This is a genomic window from Geoanaerobacter pelophilus, from assembly GCF_018476885.1.
GTDB classification, from domain to species: Bacteria; Desulfobacterota; Desulfuromonadia; order Geobacterales; family DSM-12255; genus Geoanaerobacter; species Geoanaerobacter pelophilus.
Genome location: NZ_JAHCVJ010000003.1, coordinates 304635 through 320046 on the forward strand (window position 1 = coordinate 304635; position 15412 = coordinate 320046).

A 15412-nucleotide genomic window follows, 5' to 3' on the forward strand; every position below is an offset into this window, starting at 1 on the left:
TCTCAGCCCTTGCTTATGGCGCTATTCACGCTACTGTTAATTTCCGTGAGTTGCTCATGGCTTTATCATGAAGATTGTTATCAATGTAACATAGTAAATCAAGGCTTCATGTTGTCAAGGCGACGCAGTAACGGAATTTATGAGGTGCTGCGGATGATCATTACCTGAGTCCGTAGCTGGAGCGTATTTGATCGACCTGTCGCTTTGTTTCAGGGGCAATCTGCTCGGCCATCATCAACTGCTTTCTGGCTTCGTTGAAATTACCGAAACGGATCAACGCCTCTCCGGCCTCAATGTGGCTGTTAGCGTAAATGAGAATCGCCTTGCCGGTGTCAAGATCGCGGAAGAACATGTCGCCGCTCATCCCCCTCAGGCTGTAAAGGTCCCATATCGACGGGTCAGGTACGCCGCTGCCCCCACCCTCCTGATACTTGAGCTGGTAACAAACCCCTTTCTGCAGGAGCGCAAATGATTCGAACGGGATTGAGAACCGTGTGGAAAAATCCACAAACACCGGTCGCTTGCCGATCTGTTCGGATATGGCCATTTTGAGCACATTCTCAGGGGCTTGGGTTTCCAAAGGAATCGCCCGGAGCACACTGTTTTTAAACAACTTCGGGAACCCATCCAGATACCAATCAAAAACAAGATGGGGTGTATGTAACAAATCAACATCCTCGCGCATCCTTTCCACCCCCTGCAGGTACCAGAGGGGAAAGGCGCCGCTGTCTCCCCAGGTGTAAAGAATAGCCCCCTGGGGAAGAGTACGCAGGGAGTTACTAGCGTAGTCGTTGGCTATGTAGTTCAAATGCTGGTCGTTCACCACATAATTGAGGGAACAGATGGTAAACGGCAGCGCCATCAGCAACCCGGCAATGGCACCGGCAGCCGGGAGCGCCGGACGACGCAGAAAAGGGAGGATAAACAGAAACAGCTTGAGCAGCATAAACATCCCGAGCCCAATGAAAACCGCCGATAGCAGGTACAACGGCGTGAAAAACTCCTCTGTCAGAAAGATCAGATCCTCGGGCGTGTTGAAATAACCGACGATTACCGCAATAAAGGAGAGAATTCCGACGATATAAGCCATGATGCCGTGAAGAAACTTGCGCAGGAACAGCAAGCAACCGATGACAAGCAGGACAAGACCGATCCAGGTATATTCATACGGGACATTAAAGGCGTTGACCTGTTGCCAGAACAGATTGAAATCGCGCACCGGCTTTTCCACCGGATACCCTTTACGCAGGAAATGCCAGAGAAATTGGTCAAGGGTCTTGGCATCACCCCAGTTCAGCAGCGGATTCCGGGTTGCCCGGACAGGAATATGGAGATGGACGGCAAAACCGAGCGTGGCAAAAGCCACTGCGAGAACCATCTCCTTAATACGGCTTATGATTCGCCAATCAGTGGCAACAATCATGAAGGCATATACCGGCACCATCAAGACCATGGTCTGGTGCGCACCAAATCCGAGCCCACACAGAAATGCCCCCAGGTAGATATAGGCCGGGCGTTCGTCCCCTTGCCGATAGCTCTCCCGCCACCTGAGCACCAGGAAAAATACCACCGCTGCAATAAAGGAAATGATCGGATACGGCTTATCATGGTTCGACTGCAACCAGAGACGTGGGGTAAAGGCAAACGAAAGTGCCGCAGCCAAGCCGACAAGGCGGATATACAAGGCCGAAAACTTGCTATCTACTGAAAGACGCTCGTTGGCAAGGATATAGGTAACCAGCAGGTACACGGCATAACATGCAGCAGCAGCGGAAACCGCGGTAGCAATGTTGACTCGGAAGGCGATGCTCCCGAAAGGGAGGAAGGTGAACGGCTTTGCATAATTGATGAAAAAAGGGTATCCGGGGGAATGGGCAGACCCCAGCGAGTAAATGGCGGTCATGAACTCGCCGCTATCGAAAAAAGTGACGGACGGCGCAAGGGTCATGAGATAAATGCTCAGCGGAACCAGGAACGAAAGCAGCGCGCAGTGGTCCAGCCTAAAGAAGAGTCGGTCGGCTTTCAAGATTGTAGCTCCTTTTCAGGCGAGGTCGTCCTGATTGATGAAAACGAGATCTTTTCACGCCACATATGATAGGCGCCGGCGATAATAACCGGGAAAAAGCTTACCCCATGGATTACCAGTGCTACGGACAGCGCTTTTTCGGAAGGGATGTTGAAAGCCGCCAGGGCCGTAACGCAAGCGATGTGATAGGTGCCGACATAACCTGGAGAGGCGGGGACCATGACCCCGAACACCAGGAAGATAAGAATAAAGAGCGAGCCGGTGAACGGCAGCACGATGCCAAATGAGCGGAGCAGTAGGTCAACCGGCCAGGCGGCGAACGCCCAGATGAAGAGAGAGCTGGCGATAACCGCAGCAAGCTCCCGTGGCGCCGTTGACAGGCGGATCCCCCCTATGAACGATCCGAGGAGCGGTATCAGCTTTTCTGAGAAGACCGCCGGAAAAGGGCGCAGCAGTTTCCCCACGAGACTTAGGGTCCAGGAGGTCCGTCGTTTCAGCAGCACCAGAAACGCAATCACCCCGCAGTAAAGGGTCAGGGTAATATACCCTCCGGCAACCATCCGCTGCTGGACCGTCTCCATTCCTGGAGGAAGGTGCAGGGTGAAGAAGGTAAAAAGGAGCATCAACAGCACGGTGAACCCGTCGCAGAGCCGGTCGACAACCAGGGTCGCAAAGACCGCGCTGGTATCAATCCCCTCCTTGCGGGCAAGAACGTATGCCCTAACAAACTCCCCCAGCCTTGCGGGAAGAAGGTTATTGGCCATATAGCCGATGATGGTCGCCGGATACAGCGAGCCGAGCGGCACTTTTTTAAGGGGGAGCACCAGGAAGTGCCAGCGTACCGCCCTGCCGAAGAAACTGATGAAGGTGGCAATAACCGCGGGCACCAGATAGCGCCAATCCATCTCGCGGAACGCCGCAGCAACCTTATGAGGGTCAATCTTGGTGAACAGCAACCCCATGCAGAGGGCACTGATGCCGATACCGACCCAGAATTTATAATCTACACCCTGTTTTCCCAAAATCAGACCCTCTCCAAGTACTCCCGGTATTCGATCACCGACGTTGCGCCCAGAATCTTCCGGCACTGGGCAACATCAGCAGTAATCGCGTGCTTGAGCTCGTCTACCCCTGCGAATTTACGTTCGTCACGGATCTTTGCAATGAAATAAATACGCAGCTCCCTGTCGTAGAGATCACCGGCAAAATCAAAGAGAAACACCTCGATGGATGTCTCGTCGTTGCCGAAGGTCGGGTTGTTGCCGATGTTGCAGGCGCCATCATACAACGCTTCATCTATCTTAACCTTGACGGCATAGACGCCGCTCGCAGGGATGAGTTCCTTCTCAGTTCTGATGTTGGCTGTGGGAAAACCAAGACCTGCTCCCCGGCGATGTCCGGCCACCACAACCCCGCCAAGAGAGAACTGACGCCCAAGCAACGGCACCACACCAACAACGTCTCCATCCTGAATAAGCCGTCTCACCTGGCTGCTGCTGTAGATCATTCCTTCATGCCCTATCGGCTCAAGCACCTGGACCTTAAAACCGAACTCTTTCCCCATCTCCACCAAAGTAGAGACATTTCCCTGCCGGTTGCGGCCAAACGAATAATCATAACCGATCACAAGAAGCGTTACTTTAAGTCGCTTGACGAGAACATCCTCGACAAACTGCCGCGCCGTCAACGCAGCGAATGAGTCCTCAAAGGGAATGGTCAGCAGGCAGTCAATGCCGGACGCTGCTATCAGGTTTTCCTTTTCCGCATAGGTATTGATCAGCTTGAGATGCTTCTTCGGGTTGGGAATAACCTTTAGCGGATGCGGCACAAAGGTGACGACAACCGAAACCGCCCCCTCTCGTTCCGCCGCAGTACGGACCGTGCGAAATATTTCCCGGTGGCCGAGATGCACGCCATCAAAATTGCCAATGGTTACAACGCTCGTACCCAGTGACGCGGGGATCTCTTCAAGGGAGCGATAAATCTCCATACACCCTTCTCTCCCTTGCAATCAATCTATTGGAGCCAGTTCCGAGGTCTCCGGAACCGGTCGTTTCTTACCGAAAAGCCAGACAACCCAGATGCTGATCTCATACATCAAATAAAGTGGCACCATGATGACAAACATGGTGATCAGGTCGGCGTGGAAGGCGGCAATGATGGAACTGGCCAGCAATGCATACTTGCGGTTGCGGGCCAGGAACGGATAGGTGACGATACCAAAACGTCCTAGGAGCAGCATCAGGATCGGGAGTTCGAAAATAAGACCGAACATCAGGATCAACCGCAGGCAGAAGTTGACATAGGAACTGAGATTGAACCAGCTCTGCAGCCCCTCGGCCTCATAGGAGAGCGAAAAGTTGATAATAACCGGCCAGATGATCAGCAGAAAAAAAAGCGCACCGACACAAAAGCTGAGGGTACTGACGCTGATGAATGGCAAGACCATCCGTTTTTCCTTTATCGTCAGCCCCGGCGCGACAAAAAGCCATATCTGGAAAAACACCACCGGCAGAACCAGTATCAGGCCGGCAATTGCCGAAATTTTGCACTGCACGAAAAACGGCTCCAGAGGAGCACTGTAGTTGAGGCGCCTGTCCTTGGGAGCTACCGTGAATTCTTTGTCGAGCTGATATCGAGTATATAGTGACGGAAAATGTTCTTTTACCTTGAGATAGGCCGATTTCTTGACTTCAGTCAGATAAGTCTTGCCGGTCAAAGGCTTCTCGATAAAAGTAAGAACCGGACCGGAAAAGTTCCAGGCCACCCCCATGCCAATAACAACGGCAAACACAATTACGATCAACCTGCGACGCAGCTCCACCAGATGCTCTATCAGCGAAAGAACCTTGTCGTTCCCCTTTTCGTTCTCCATGTATCTGCTCCACAGAAATATTTAGTAAAACCAATGCAAAGTAGCACAGCAGCAGCTCAAGGTGCAACCCGTTTTCAACGCCGCTTGCCGCGCCCTTTGCGGTTACCAGCCATCTTCTTGTTACCAGTCTTCTTCCCAGCTTTTTTATCGGTCGGTCTGCCACCCTCCCTGCCGCGCCGGGCATCCGGCCACTTGCCAGCAACTCGCTTCGGTTTCGGCAGGTCCAGCTCCCAGCCGGCATCAGTCTGTTGCAGCGGGATATGGTCAAGCAGAGCGAACTCGATCTGCCGCTGTTCCAGGCTGACCGCAGCTACCAGCACCTTAACCCGGTCGCCGATCCGGAACATCCTGCGGGTATTGGCCCCAACCAGTGCATGCTGTTTCTCGGCATGGATATAGTAGTCGTCTTTCAGTCCGGTGACTGGAACCATCCCCTCCACGAAAAACTCGTTCAGTTCAACAAAAAAGCCGCTGGTCGTTACCCCGATGATGAACCCTTCGAATTCTTCACCAACCTTTTGCTTCATGAACTGTAACCGCTTGAGTTCCACCAGCTCGCGCTCAGCCTCCATCGCCACCCGTTCCCGCTTGCTGGTATGAATCCCGGTCTCAGGGAGAGTGTTCTCCAGCTCTTCTCTTGTGGATTCTGCAATGTTTCCAGCCAGCTTGAGCTTGAGTATCCGGTGTACCACCAGATCAGGGTAGCGGCGAATCGGTGAGGTAAAATGGGTATACGTCTTGGCGGCCAGGCCGAAATGACCGAGGTTTTCCGCAGCATAGCGCGCCTGCTTCATGCTCCGCAACAGCACCCGGTTGAGCATCAACTCTTCCGGCTTGCCAATCGCCCCATCCAGAAGACGCTGCAGCTCGCTGCCGGTTACTCGCCCCTCTTCGGTAACCAGGTGGTGGCCGAATCCGGCGGCCAGTTCTGAAAACGCTTGGATCTTTTCCGGGACCGGGGGTTCATGCACCCGGTAAAGCGAAGGGATGCCGGATTGCTCCAGATGTCCGGCAACAGCCTCATTGGCTGCCAGCATGAACTCTTCAATCAAACGATGGGCGATGTTCCTGGTCGAACGGGCAATGGACACCGTGGTGCCGGTGGTAATATCGATAATGATCTCCGGCTCGGGCAGATCGAAATCCAGGCTACCCCTGGTGCGACGCAGCTCCATCAGGCGACGCGCCAGCTCCTCCATCAGTTTCAGATCGTCAACAACTGCAGCCAGCGCCTTAACCGTTTCCGGCTTCTGCTCTTCCAGCACCTCGGCAACCTGGGTATAGGTAAGACGGGCCGCACTCCTGATCACGCTCTGGTAAAAAGCCTGGTCAACCCGGTTGCCACCCTTGTCGAACACCATCTCCGCGGTCAGCGTCAGGCGGTCTTCTTGCGGATTAAGCGAGCAGATGCCGTTGGAGAGAGTCTCAGGGAGCATCGGCAGACAGCGGTCCGGGAAATAGACCGAGGTACCCCTCAGATAGGCCTCACGGTCGAGAAGAGAACCGGGACGAACATAGTGGGAGACATCGGCAATGGATACCCAAAGCCGAACCTTGCCGTCCGCCTCCCTGCGGACCGACACGGCATCGTCGAAGTCACGGGCGGTCTCGCCGTCGATAGTCACAATGGTCAATCCGCGCAGATCGGTCCGGCCGGCCAGGTCCGCCTCAGCGATCACCCCGACACTGCGGGCCTCACTTAGCGTTGCCTTGTCAAACTTGTTCGGCAGTTCATATTTGCGAATAACGGTTTGGACCTCGACATCAGGATCATCGGGCCAGCCGAGTACCTCCACAATCCGCCCCATAGCCGGTTTCCGCTCTAATGGGTACGCAGTGATCTCTGCCACAACCACCTGGCCATTCACGGCATTGGCCGCATGTTTGGCCGGGATGATCACCTCCTGGGATACCCTGGGATCATCGCTCATCACCCGACCAAAGCCACGAAGCAGTTCATAGCGGCCAATAATACGTTTCAGCCCACGCTCGATGGTCTTCAAAACACGCCCCTCGCGTTTGCCACCTGGCTGCGCCACAACAGCGACCTCGACAATATCGCCATGGAGGTTGCCCCTCAGTCCACGTGCCGGGACAAATATGTCAGACCCTCCCACGTCAGGGGTTACGAAACCATAACCATCGCGGTGCATGGCAAGTTTCCCTGTGACAGTCCCCTCACCATCTGCCAGCGAATACCGCTGACCACCAAGCACTACTAGCTCGCCGGACGCCACCATACGGTCGAGAACTGCGGCAAAACCCTTTTTTCTCAGTCGATCAATGTCAAAAAGAGACGCAAGATCGCGATACCCCATCGATCCTCCGTTTTCGCGAATGGCCTGAAGCACCCCTTCTCTATCTGGTTTCATAGCGTTTCCCTCATCATTGCCGGTCTCAAGTTACTGCAACCCACCAATTCATCGCCGATTTCGGCACGCAGAATATGCCTTACAATCCCAGCACTGTCAAACAGCCTCGAAAAAACCTTTTGCATTTGCAATCCCGTATGGCTACTATGCCGTCTTGGTGGCTCGGTCATCATCAAGATGCGACCCTCATAATACCTATCATTTGGATGCTCCCTCGTGTTCCGTTTAATAACCATTGTTGCAATACTGTTGCTCATCTCTGTTCCGGCATCCGGAATGAAGAGCCAGCTGTTCCCTCTTCAGGGCGACGCCCTCTCTGCTGCAGCCAACCTGCTCCGCTCTAAGGATTATACCGGAGCCTTGCAGCTTGCCAAGACAGCTCCCGCTGGAGGCGCCAGAGACTTCATAGCCGGCATGGCTTCCTACCGGGCCAAGGAGTGGCAGGAGGCGAGCAACAACCTTCAGGCAGCAGCCAAGAGTTTGGCAATCCTCGGCGACTATGCCCTTTATTACCAGGCCCAGTCGCTGAACGCCCTGAAGAAATATGACGAAGCCCTTCTTCCTCTGTTAGAGCTGCAGAAACAATACCCCGATACCCCTATGAAGCGGCCGGCGCTGATCCTGGCTGCAGATATTTATTACGCCCAGCAAAACCTCAAGGCCGCGATCTCAGCATATCAGAAATTTATTGAGATCTACCCGTCCGGCAGTGACTCGCTCAATGCCCAGTATCGCATCGCCCTGAGCCGCGAAGCGCTTGGCGAACCGACAACCGCCGTCAAGATTCTGCGCAATCTGTGGTTGACCAACCCGGCATCGTCACAAGCCGCAGCTGCGGCCGATGACCTGAAACGACTAGGGGCAGCCGGATACCCACCTGATACTTATACGCCGGAAGAGCTATGCCGCCGGGCCTCGGCCCTGTTCGACCAGAAGAAATTCTCCCAGGCTGCGGTCGCCTTCAAAGCGGTGCCTCGCGATGGACAGAGCAGGAACTTCATCGATCGCCTCGACCTGAAACAGGGGCAGGCCGTATATCGCAGCCGTAACTACCAGGACGCCTTGCCCATTTTCGCCAAAGTAGCCTCGACAACCAAGGATCCGGCACATCTGGCGGAGGCCACCTACTGGATCGCCAGATGCCGCGACAAAAGCGAACAGCACGCAGAGGCGGTCAAAACCTTTCTTCAGGTTGCAGATAACTGGCCCAAAGCCAATGAAGCGGACAACGCCTTGCTCGAAGCGGCGCTGATCAAAAAATCTGACCAACAATGGACCGAAGTCCTTGCCCTTAGCCAGCGGTTGCTCAAGGAATATCCGGATTCGAGCCTCAAGAAGCAGGTATGGTGGGAGGCAGGTTGGAGCGGCTACAAAGCTGGTGAGTTATCGACGGCCGGATACTATTTCAGCAAGCTCGCCGAATGCGACACCAACCGTGACCGCGCCCTCTACTGGCTTGCCCGGGTCAAAGCAGCTTCCGGCGATGCCAAGGGGGCTGAAACAGCCTACTCCTCGCTGCAGCGCGACTTCCCCTTAAGCTACTACTCTCTTGCCAAGCTTCCTGCTGAAGATGGCAATAATACCGGCTCCCTTGACAACCCCAGGTTGGCGCGCATCAGCGGCGATACCCTCGACAACCTGCCGTTGCCGGCCAACAATGATCGGGTCAAGGCGTTGATCACGTTCGGGCTGTTTGATGAGGCTAGAAAAGAACTGGCAACGTTAAAGAGCAAAACCAGCGATACCACTAAGCTGCTGGGCATCGCCAGATTGTATCTCGAAATGGACGACTTTAACGGCGCCTACAACCTTGTGGGCAAGGATCCGGGGAGATTCAGCGCCAAGGATTTGCGACAATCCCTGGCGCTGCAGTTCCCGCTGCCGTTTCGCGAAACCGCAGTCAAACATGCCGGCGCCAACAAACTCCCTATCCCACTGGTGTATGCAGTCATCAAGGCGGAAAGCAGTTTTTCCCCCTTTGCGGTCTCTCCGGCCGGAGCAGTTGGCTTGATGCAGCTCATGCCTGCCACCGCAGCCATGCTTGAAGGAGCCGGGAAAAAAAGCTTTCCTGCTGAGCGGCTGAAAGAACCGGAACTGAACATAAACTACGGCTCCCGGCACATGAAAGACCTTGTTGCCGAGTATCGCGACAACATCGTGGCAGTGATTGCCTCCTACAATGCCGGTGGCGGCACGGTAAACCGATGGCTGCGCAGCTTCGGCACTCTCCCCACCGATGAATTCATCGAACAGATTCCGTATGGTGAAACCCGCGACTACGTTAAGAAAGTCATCACTACAGCAGCAATCTACGCCAGGATATACGGCATGAATCTCAACGGCACCAAGCTGCCGCTCCCCGCAAAACCCGCTATTACCCCCTGAAAATTCCCAGCTGGATTTGCATTTTTGCTGCCTGGCAGGTATCGTTACTCCAATATTGAAACTTTGGGGGAGTATCTATGGCCAAGAAAATATTCATCGCGGCAACCGGCCAGAACTGCGGCAAAACCACCATGAGCATCTCGCTGATGCATCTTGCCCGGAAAAAATACCAACGGGTCGGCTTCATCAAGCCGATCGGCCCCAAGATCGAGTGCTACAGCAACATGAAACTCGACATGGACGCCATTCTGATGGCGCGGACCTACAACCTTGAACAGGATATCAGCCTCATGAACCCGGTTCCCCTGCATCGGGGCTTCACTAGGGAATTCCTGGACGGCAAGATCGATGCGCGAGCACTGGCAGATAGTATTGTCAGGGCAGTGGCAGAACTGGAGAGCAAAAACGACCTGTTGATTATTGAGGGTGCCGGGCACGGCGGCGTCGGTGCGGTCATCGGATTGAGCAACGCCTATGTTGCCAGCCTAGTAAAGGCGCCGGTGATGATAGTTGCCGGCAGCGGCATCGGCAATGTCATAGACGCGGTCCATCTCAACCTGGCCCTGTACGAACGGGAGCAGGCCGATGTCCGGTTAATCATGACCAACAAACTGATCTCGGAAAAGCGTGACACCACCCTGAAATACCTCAAACGGGCCTTCGACTACTCACTGGAGGTCTCCGGCGGCTTCAACTACTCGCCGATCCTCGCCAACCCCACCCTGGCGCACATCTCTAAACTGCTCAACCTCCCCTTGCAGGGTGACCAGGGTGTCAGGAACCGGATCATCCACCATATCCAACTGGGTGCTGCCTCCTCGCAGAAAGTGGTAGACGGGCTGCTGGAATCAACGCTGCTGATCGTCACCAGTTCGCGCGACGAACTGATCGTGACCCTGTCGTCGCTCTACAACATCCCGGCCTGGCGGGAGAAAATTGCCGGGATCGTCATTGCCGGCCATGCGCCGGTCTCCATGATCAGCCAGCAGATCCTCGACCGGAGCGACATCCCCTACATCAGGATCCATGAGACAACCGCCAATGTGTTTACCGCCCTGAGCGAGGATGTCTCCAAGATAACGGCAGAAGACCAGGAGAAACTCGCCTGGATTCAGGCAAATGCCGAGCATGACATCGATTTTGAGATGATCGACCGGATTTTCTGAAGGATACTGCCAAAAACGAGGAGAACTGACTACGGATGCCACTGCTGCTCAAGACCGCCATTACCTGGATGACTCTGGCGCTGATTTTTTATACCTACGCCGTGTTCAGTGGGCGCCGTCAGGGGCTGCGCCTGAAGCATCTGTCAGTATTCGGCATCGGCCTTTTCTGCGACTGGCTTGGCACCAGCCAGATGAGCCACTTTGCCACACAGTTCGGCAAAGCCCCTGATTGGCACAACTGGAGTGGCTTGCTCTCACTGGGCGGGATGGCGTTCCATTTTTTGCTGGCGCTCCTCGCCACCCTGCTCAACCGCGCAGAAGCGATCAACCTGACCTTTCACAGGGTCAGTCTGACCATATACACTCTCTGGATAACCGCATTTGCCAGCGGCTGGATAGTGGGCATCATGAAGATGCATAAGCGGTAAACCTCTTGGATAGGGGCTTTAGCTGGTCAGCAGTTTATCACTCAGTTCATTGACGTCATCTGCCTGTCGGGGAAAGTGACGGGACAATTCGGCCCCACACCGATCTATCACCTCGCAAAGGGCATCGCAACCACTGCCTTCGGCAATTCCTCGGGCCAGACTGCCAGCCATCCCACCCCATGATGACGGATCGATCCGCTCGTTGATCCCCCGGTCGCCGAGTATCCAGACCTTGCGCTCGACAAGCGACATGAAGATAAGGATGCCGGTTTCGTGGCGGGTCCGGTACAACCCTTTTTCGTAAAACGCCCTGACAGCCCGCAGCCGCACCGCCTCGGCAATTCTCTTCCCTCCGGCAAACGGGAGCTTCAGTCGCGTGAATTTTCTAATTAATGCACAGGCCGGGAAATAGAGCAGGACTACCAGCGGGATGTAAGACCAGATAGAGAGATGCTGGGTAGCAACAGCAATGACCAACCCGGCAAAGGCTGCCAGGAACAGGGAGCCTGCCAGCTCCGCCTCCGGATAGCGATCACTCTCGTCAACGATCATGGTAGCGATCTCGCCGGAGGTGTTGCTCTCCGCAGCATGAACCGCCTGGCGGATCCGCTCCAGCTCCGCAGCAGTGAAAAAATTTTCCGCCTTGCACTGTTTCACGTCAAACCTCAACGACAATCATTCAATGGGCAGAACGCAGCCCTTGCTTCCCCGGAAATGCGGTTACCAATCGCCAGATGCACCGCCGCCGCCGAAATCGCCACCGCCGCCGGAGAAACCACCGCCGGATCCTCCCCAGCCATCGCCTCCGCCGTAACCGCCAAAGCCGCCGCCTCCCCACCAGAAACCGCCGCCACCGCTACCAAAGATAGCCACCACGATGAGCCCAAGGACAAAACCGGCCACTGCCAGGCCGAGCAGCATCGCGATGCCGATGCCGGAGAAACTGAGGAATGCCGCCAGCGGCAGCCCCACGGCACCAGCAAGACCGCCGAGAAAGCGAGAGATGGAACCGAGAAAAACGATGGCCACCAAGAGGAAAACCAGCAGGGTCAGCGACGGGTGGAAGCCTTTCTTAACACGATGCAGATCGCGCGACTTGTCCTGTGCCTGGTACTCACCGCGGACTACCTTGGCGATCGCGGCGACACCAGCCTTTATCCCGCTATCGAAGTCGCCCTGTTTCAGGAAAGGCGCGATTTCGTCACGAATGATCCTGCCCGCCAGCAGGTCGGTCAGCTTCCCTTCCAGGCCCCGACCCACCTCGATCCTGATCTTCCGCTCCTGTTTGGCAATAAGCAGGATGGCGCCGTTGTCCAGCCTCTTCTGGCCGATCTTCCACGCCTCGGCAACCTTGATCCCGAAACTCTCCACCGGCTCGCCTTCAAGAGTAGGCACGGTCAACACCACGACCTGGGTAGAGTCGCTCTGCTCCAGGCCAGCAAGCAGTCCATCAACCTCCTGCACAGCCGCCGGCGAGAGCAGCCCGGCGTAGTCGTTCACCCGCCCCTGCAGTGCCGGGACCGCTGCGGCAAAGGCAACAAACTGGGAACACAGAATTAACCCCAGAAATATAAGGAGAATGCCCTTTTTCATGTTTGCCCTGTTCGCGCTCAAAAGTGCCCGTATGCTAGGCGGCGTTGAGAAGGCGTGGGAGGCGTACAACAGGTACGTTGACGAGCCGACGACAACGCCAACACCGCAGGCGGGCGCTTTTCAGCACGAACACTTAGAATTTGACTTGGGGTGCCTTCTGCGCCCCCTCCTCCGCCTTAAACGGCTCCTTCCGCTGCAGATGCAGCATCATGGAGTTGGTCAGGCTGTTGGGAAAGGTCCGGATACTGGTGTTGAACTCCTGGACCGCCTTGTTGTAGCGGGTGCGGGCCACATTAATCCGGTTTTCCGTCCCTTCCAGCTGGCTCTGGAGATCCCGGAAATTCTGGTTCGCCTTGAGGTCAGGATACCTCTCCACCACCACCATCAGCCGCGATAAAGCGCCGGACAGCTCGCCCTGGGCAGCCTGGAACTTCTGCAGCGCCTGGGGATCGTTGACCAGTTGCTTGGTGGCCTGGATGGAACCGACCTTTGCCCGCGCCTCGGTGACTGCCTTCAAGGTGTCGGCCTCATGTTTGGCATATCCCTTGACCACCTCCACCAGGTTCGGGATCAGGTCTGCCCGGCGCTGGTAAGTCGCCTCCACATCCCCCCAGGCCGCGGTTACCGCCTCTTCGTTGGCTTGCATGGTGTTGTAGCCGCATCCGGAGAGCGCCAGTAATGCCAAGATAAGCAGATAGTTACGGAATCTTTTCATCGTTTCCTCCATGTTAAGAATATTCATAGTTAAGTTAACCATCGATCCGTTGTTTGTCACCCCGGTCGTAAATAATTTTCATGGTCAGCAACAAAATGTAGCAGAACAGGGTGAACGAATTGGACAGGATCAGCGGTAGGTCGCCGAGCAGCAGGCCATAGGCCAGCCAGAGGGCAAGACCGGCAATGATAATGATCTGCTGCCAAAGCGAAAGATCCCGGGCATGCCGGGTCTTCCAAGTCTTGATCATCTGCGGGATCACGGCCATGCTGGTCAGAAAACCAGCCACGCCGCCGATTACGGTAACATCCATTACTTCCCCTTTTTGCCGGTAAACGCCCCGGTGGCCCAGTCCACCTGGGAAAAAAGCCCGCGGAACACTGCGACCTCGCGGCTGTCCAACCCTGCCCGCGCAAATACCCTGCGAAAGGTCCGCATCAGGTGCGCCGGATTTTCAGGCTTGAGAAAACCGATTTTCAGCAGGGTTTCTTCCATCTGGGCATAGAGAGGCTCGACCTCTGCCGGTGGCGCCAGTTGCCGCTCCTCTTCGGGATTCACTGTGGTAAGCCCCTGGCGCAGTTCGTAGCAAAACAGCAGCACTGCCTGGGCCAGGTTGAGCGAGCCGAACTCGTCGGTGGGGATCGTTGCCTGCCAACGGCAGAGCGCCACCTCATCCGTGGTCAACCCGCTGTCCTCGCGGCCGAAAACCAGTGCCGCCCGGTTTGCCGGGATGCCCGATCTGATCCGGGCCACAATCTCTGGCGGGGCAAAGATCTCCTGCCGGTATTTGCCGTGACGGCGTGTAGTGGCCACCGATAGCGGGCAATCGGCAAGCGCCTCCTCAAGACTGCCGAAGATCCGGGCGCTCTCCAGCATCCCTTTGGCAGAGACTGCGAATTTCAGCGCCTCCGGATGATCAAGCGGACAGGGGTTAACCAGACGCAGGTCAGAAAAGCCAAAATTCTTCATCGCCCGACAGACCATGCCAACATTGCCCGGACTCTGCGGTTCGACCAGAACGATCGACAGATAATCGCCGTAATTCACTAATGATCCTTTCTACTATGGGAACGAAGGGAGATACCTGCTTCCTTCATCCTGTTGAGCCTTGCCCGCGCCGGACGTCGCCGCCACCACGCCTGCATGAAATGCGTCAGCCAGATAATGGCAATGAACCCGGCCAGGATAAGCATCAGATGGTGTTCGTACTTGCTGACATCTTCGACTACCAGCGAAGCCCCTTTGCCGAACAGGTAGCCGGTAAGCGAAAAGATCACCGACCAGGCCAGGGCACTCAGGATGTTGAGCCAGCAGAATTTTAAAGACGGAAAGGTGGTCATGCCGAGGATGATCGGCAGGACGATCCTGAAACCGTAAGTGTAGCGGGAGATGAAGGCAACAAAAGTCCCGTATTTCTCGATAAGCCGGAGAGCCTTGCGAAACTTGCGACCGATAAAGGTGAAGGCCCGCAGCAGCCTTACCCCCTGCCACCTGCCGAGATAGAAATAGAACTGGTCCCCGCAAAACGCCCCACCAAAGGCAACAACAATGACTCCGGCAATGTTCATATACCCCTGGAAGGCAAGGAAACCGGCCAGGATCAGCCCGGCTTCACCCTCCAGGAAGGTCCAGATGAACAGCACCCAGTAGCCGTGTATGGCAAGATAGTCTTTAAGAAATTCGTGCATTGCGTCCCACTGCCGGTTTATTCGCCAGAAACCATCCGTTACACGATCTTTTATATCATATGCCAGGGGCTGGCAACAGCAGGTTAGCTGAAATGTGCTCACGGGGGAATAAAAAAAGGCCGCAGTCATCGGACTGCGGCCTCAAGAGTTGCGGAGATTGCATA

General features: G+C 55.5%; 14 protein-coding genes. 3 read left to right on the forward strand and 11 right to left on the reverse strand.

The features are described 5' to 3' along the window. Positions 1 to 160: 160 nt before the first annotated feature. The 5 genes from KI809_RS09615 to rnr all read right to left on the reverse strand — a co-directional run bounded on the left by KI809_RS09615 (position 161) and on the right by rnr (position 7273). Positions 161 to 2026: a glycosyltransferase family 117 protein gene (locus KI809_RS09615; RefSeq protein WP_246559328.1), complete on the reverse strand. Its 1866-nt coding sequence runs from the start codon at positions 2024 to 2026 to the stop codon at positions 161 to 163. Beyond that, complete coding sequence (locus KI809_RS09620) at positions 2023 to 3048, reverse strand: lysylphosphatidylglycerol synthase transmembrane domain-containing protein (RefSeq protein WP_214171325.1); 1026 nt, start codon at positions 3046 to 3048, stop codon at positions 2023 to 2025. Before KI809_RS09620 ends, KI809_RS09615 begins: the two co-directional genes overlap by 4 nt. Before the next feature lie 2 nt (positions 3049 to 3050). Next, positions 3051 to 4016, reverse strand: coding sequence for a bifunctional riboflavin kinase/FAD synthetase (locus KI809_RS09625; RefSeq protein ID WP_214171326.1), 966 nt, complete (start codon positions 4014 to 4016; stop codon positions 3051 to 3053). A gap of 21 nt (positions 4017 to 4037) precedes the next feature. Beyond that, on the reverse strand, positions 4038 to 4901 hold the full coding sequence (tatC, locus tag KI809_RS09630; protein WP_214171327.1) for a twin-arginine translocase subunit TatC: 864 nt from the start codon (positions 4899 to 4901) through the stop codon (positions 4038 to 4040). Between the two features lie 74 nt (positions 4902 to 4975). Then, a complete protein-coding gene (rnr, locus tag KI809_RS09635; RefSeq protein ID WP_214171328.1) occupies positions 4976 to 7273 on the reverse strand; it encodes a ribonuclease R in 2298 nt (765 codons plus the stop codon). Positions 7274 to 7489: 216 nt separating this feature from the next. Here rnr and KI809_RS09640 point away from each other — a divergent pair, with 216 nt between their 5' ends. The 3 genes from KI809_RS09640 (at position 7490) to KI809_RS09650 (ending at position 11252) form a co-directional block, all read left to right on the forward strand. Continuing rightward, positions 7490 to 9658 carry a lytic transglycosylase domain-containing protein gene (locus KI809_RS09640; protein ID WP_214171329.1) on the forward strand — a complete coding sequence of 723 codons (2169 nt, stop codon included), beginning with the start codon at positions 7490 to 7492 and terminating at the stop codon, positions 9656 to 9658. A 77-nt stretch (positions 9659 to 9735) separates the two neighbouring features. After that, entirely contained in the window at positions 9736 to 10824 is a 1089-nt protein-coding gene (locus KI809_RS09645) for an AAA family ATPase (protein ID WP_214171330.1), read from the forward strand. Between the two features lie 35 nt (positions 10825 to 10859). After that, positions 10860 to 11252, forward strand: coding sequence for an HsmA family protein (locus tag KI809_RS09650; protein ID WP_435052249.1), 393 nt, complete (start codon positions 10860 to 10862; stop codon positions 11250 to 11252). An 18-nt stretch (positions 11253 to 11270) separates the two neighbouring features. Here KI809_RS09650 and KI809_RS09655 read toward each other — a convergent pair whose 3' ends face one another. The 6 genes from KI809_RS09655 to KI809_RS09680 form a co-directional block, all read right to left on the reverse strand. Next, entirely contained in the window at positions 11271 to 11909 is a 639-nt protein-coding gene (locus tag KI809_RS09655; RefSeq protein WP_214171331.1) for a TPM domain-containing protein, read from the reverse strand. 63 nt (positions 11910 to 11972) lie between these two features. Further along, positions 11973 to 12845 (reverse strand): TPM domain-containing protein, encoded by an 873-nt coding sequence (locus KI809_RS09660; RefSeq protein WP_214171332.1) that lies wholly within the window; start codon positions 12843 to 12845, stop codon positions 11973 to 11975. Positions 12846 to 12978: 133 nt separating this feature from the next. Further along, complete coding sequence (locus KI809_RS09665) at positions 12979 to 13560, reverse strand: LemA family protein (RefSeq protein WP_214171333.1); 582 nt, start codon at positions 13558 to 13560, stop codon at positions 12979 to 12981. A 34-nt stretch (positions 13561 to 13594) separates the two neighbouring features. Next, positions 13595 to 13873 (reverse strand): SemiSWEET family sugar transporter, encoded by a 279-nt coding sequence (locus KI809_RS09670; protein ID WP_214171334.1) that lies wholly within the window; start codon positions 13871 to 13873, stop codon positions 13595 to 13597. Further along, positions 13873 to 14607, reverse strand: coding sequence for an RNA methyltransferase (locus KI809_RS09675; RefSeq protein WP_337833301.1), 735 nt, complete (start codon positions 14605 to 14607; stop codon positions 13873 to 13875). The genes KI809_RS09670 and KI809_RS09675 overlap by 1 nt, the downstream gene beginning before the upstream one ends. Further along, on the reverse strand, positions 14607 to 15248 hold the full coding sequence (locus KI809_RS09680) for a DedA family protein (RefSeq protein WP_214171335.1): 642 nt from the start codon (positions 15246 to 15248) through the stop codon (positions 14607 to 14609). The genes KI809_RS09675 and KI809_RS09680 overlap by 1 nt, the downstream gene beginning before the upstream one ends. Positions 15249 to 15412 lie beyond the last annotated feature (164 nt).

Excerpts from the sequence above, each read along its gene's own strand:
- KI809_RS09625 (WP_214171326.1), bottom strand. The coding sequence starts at position 4,016 with ATGGAGATTTATCGCTCCCTTGAAGAGATCCCCGCGTCACTGGGTACG.
- tatC (WP_214171327.1), bottom strand. The coding sequence starts at position 4,901 with ATGGAGAACGAAAAGGGGAACGACAAGGTTCTTTCGCTGATAGAGCAT.
- rnr (WP_214171328.1), bottom strand. The coding sequence starts at position 7,273 with ATGAAACCAGATAGAGAAGGGGTGCTTCAGGCCATTCGCGAAAACGGA.
- KI809_RS09645 (WP_214171330.1), top strand. The coding sequence starts at position 9,736 with ATGGCCAAGAAAATATTCATCGCGGCAACCGGCCAGAACTGCGGCAAA.
- KI809_RS09650 (WP_435052249.1), top strand. The coding sequence starts at position 10,860 with ATGCCACTGCTGCTCAAGACCGCCATTACCTGGATGACTCTGGCGCTG.
- KI809_RS09660 (WP_214171332.1), bottom strand. The coding sequence starts at position 12,845 with ATGAAAAAGGGCATTCTCCTTATATTTCTGGGGTTAATTCTGTGTTCC.
- KI809_RS09665 (WP_214171333.1), bottom strand. The coding sequence starts at position 13,560 with ATGAAAAGATTCCGTAACTATCTGCTTATCTTGGCATTACTGGCGCTC.
- KI809_RS09670 (WP_214171334.1), bottom strand. The coding sequence starts at position 13,873 with ATGGATGTTACCGTAATCGGCGGCGTGGCTGGTTTTCTGACCAGCATG.
- KI809_RS09680 (WP_214171335.1), bottom strand. The coding sequence starts at position 15,248 with ATGCACGAATTTCTTAAAGACTATCTTGCCATACACGGCTACTGGGTG.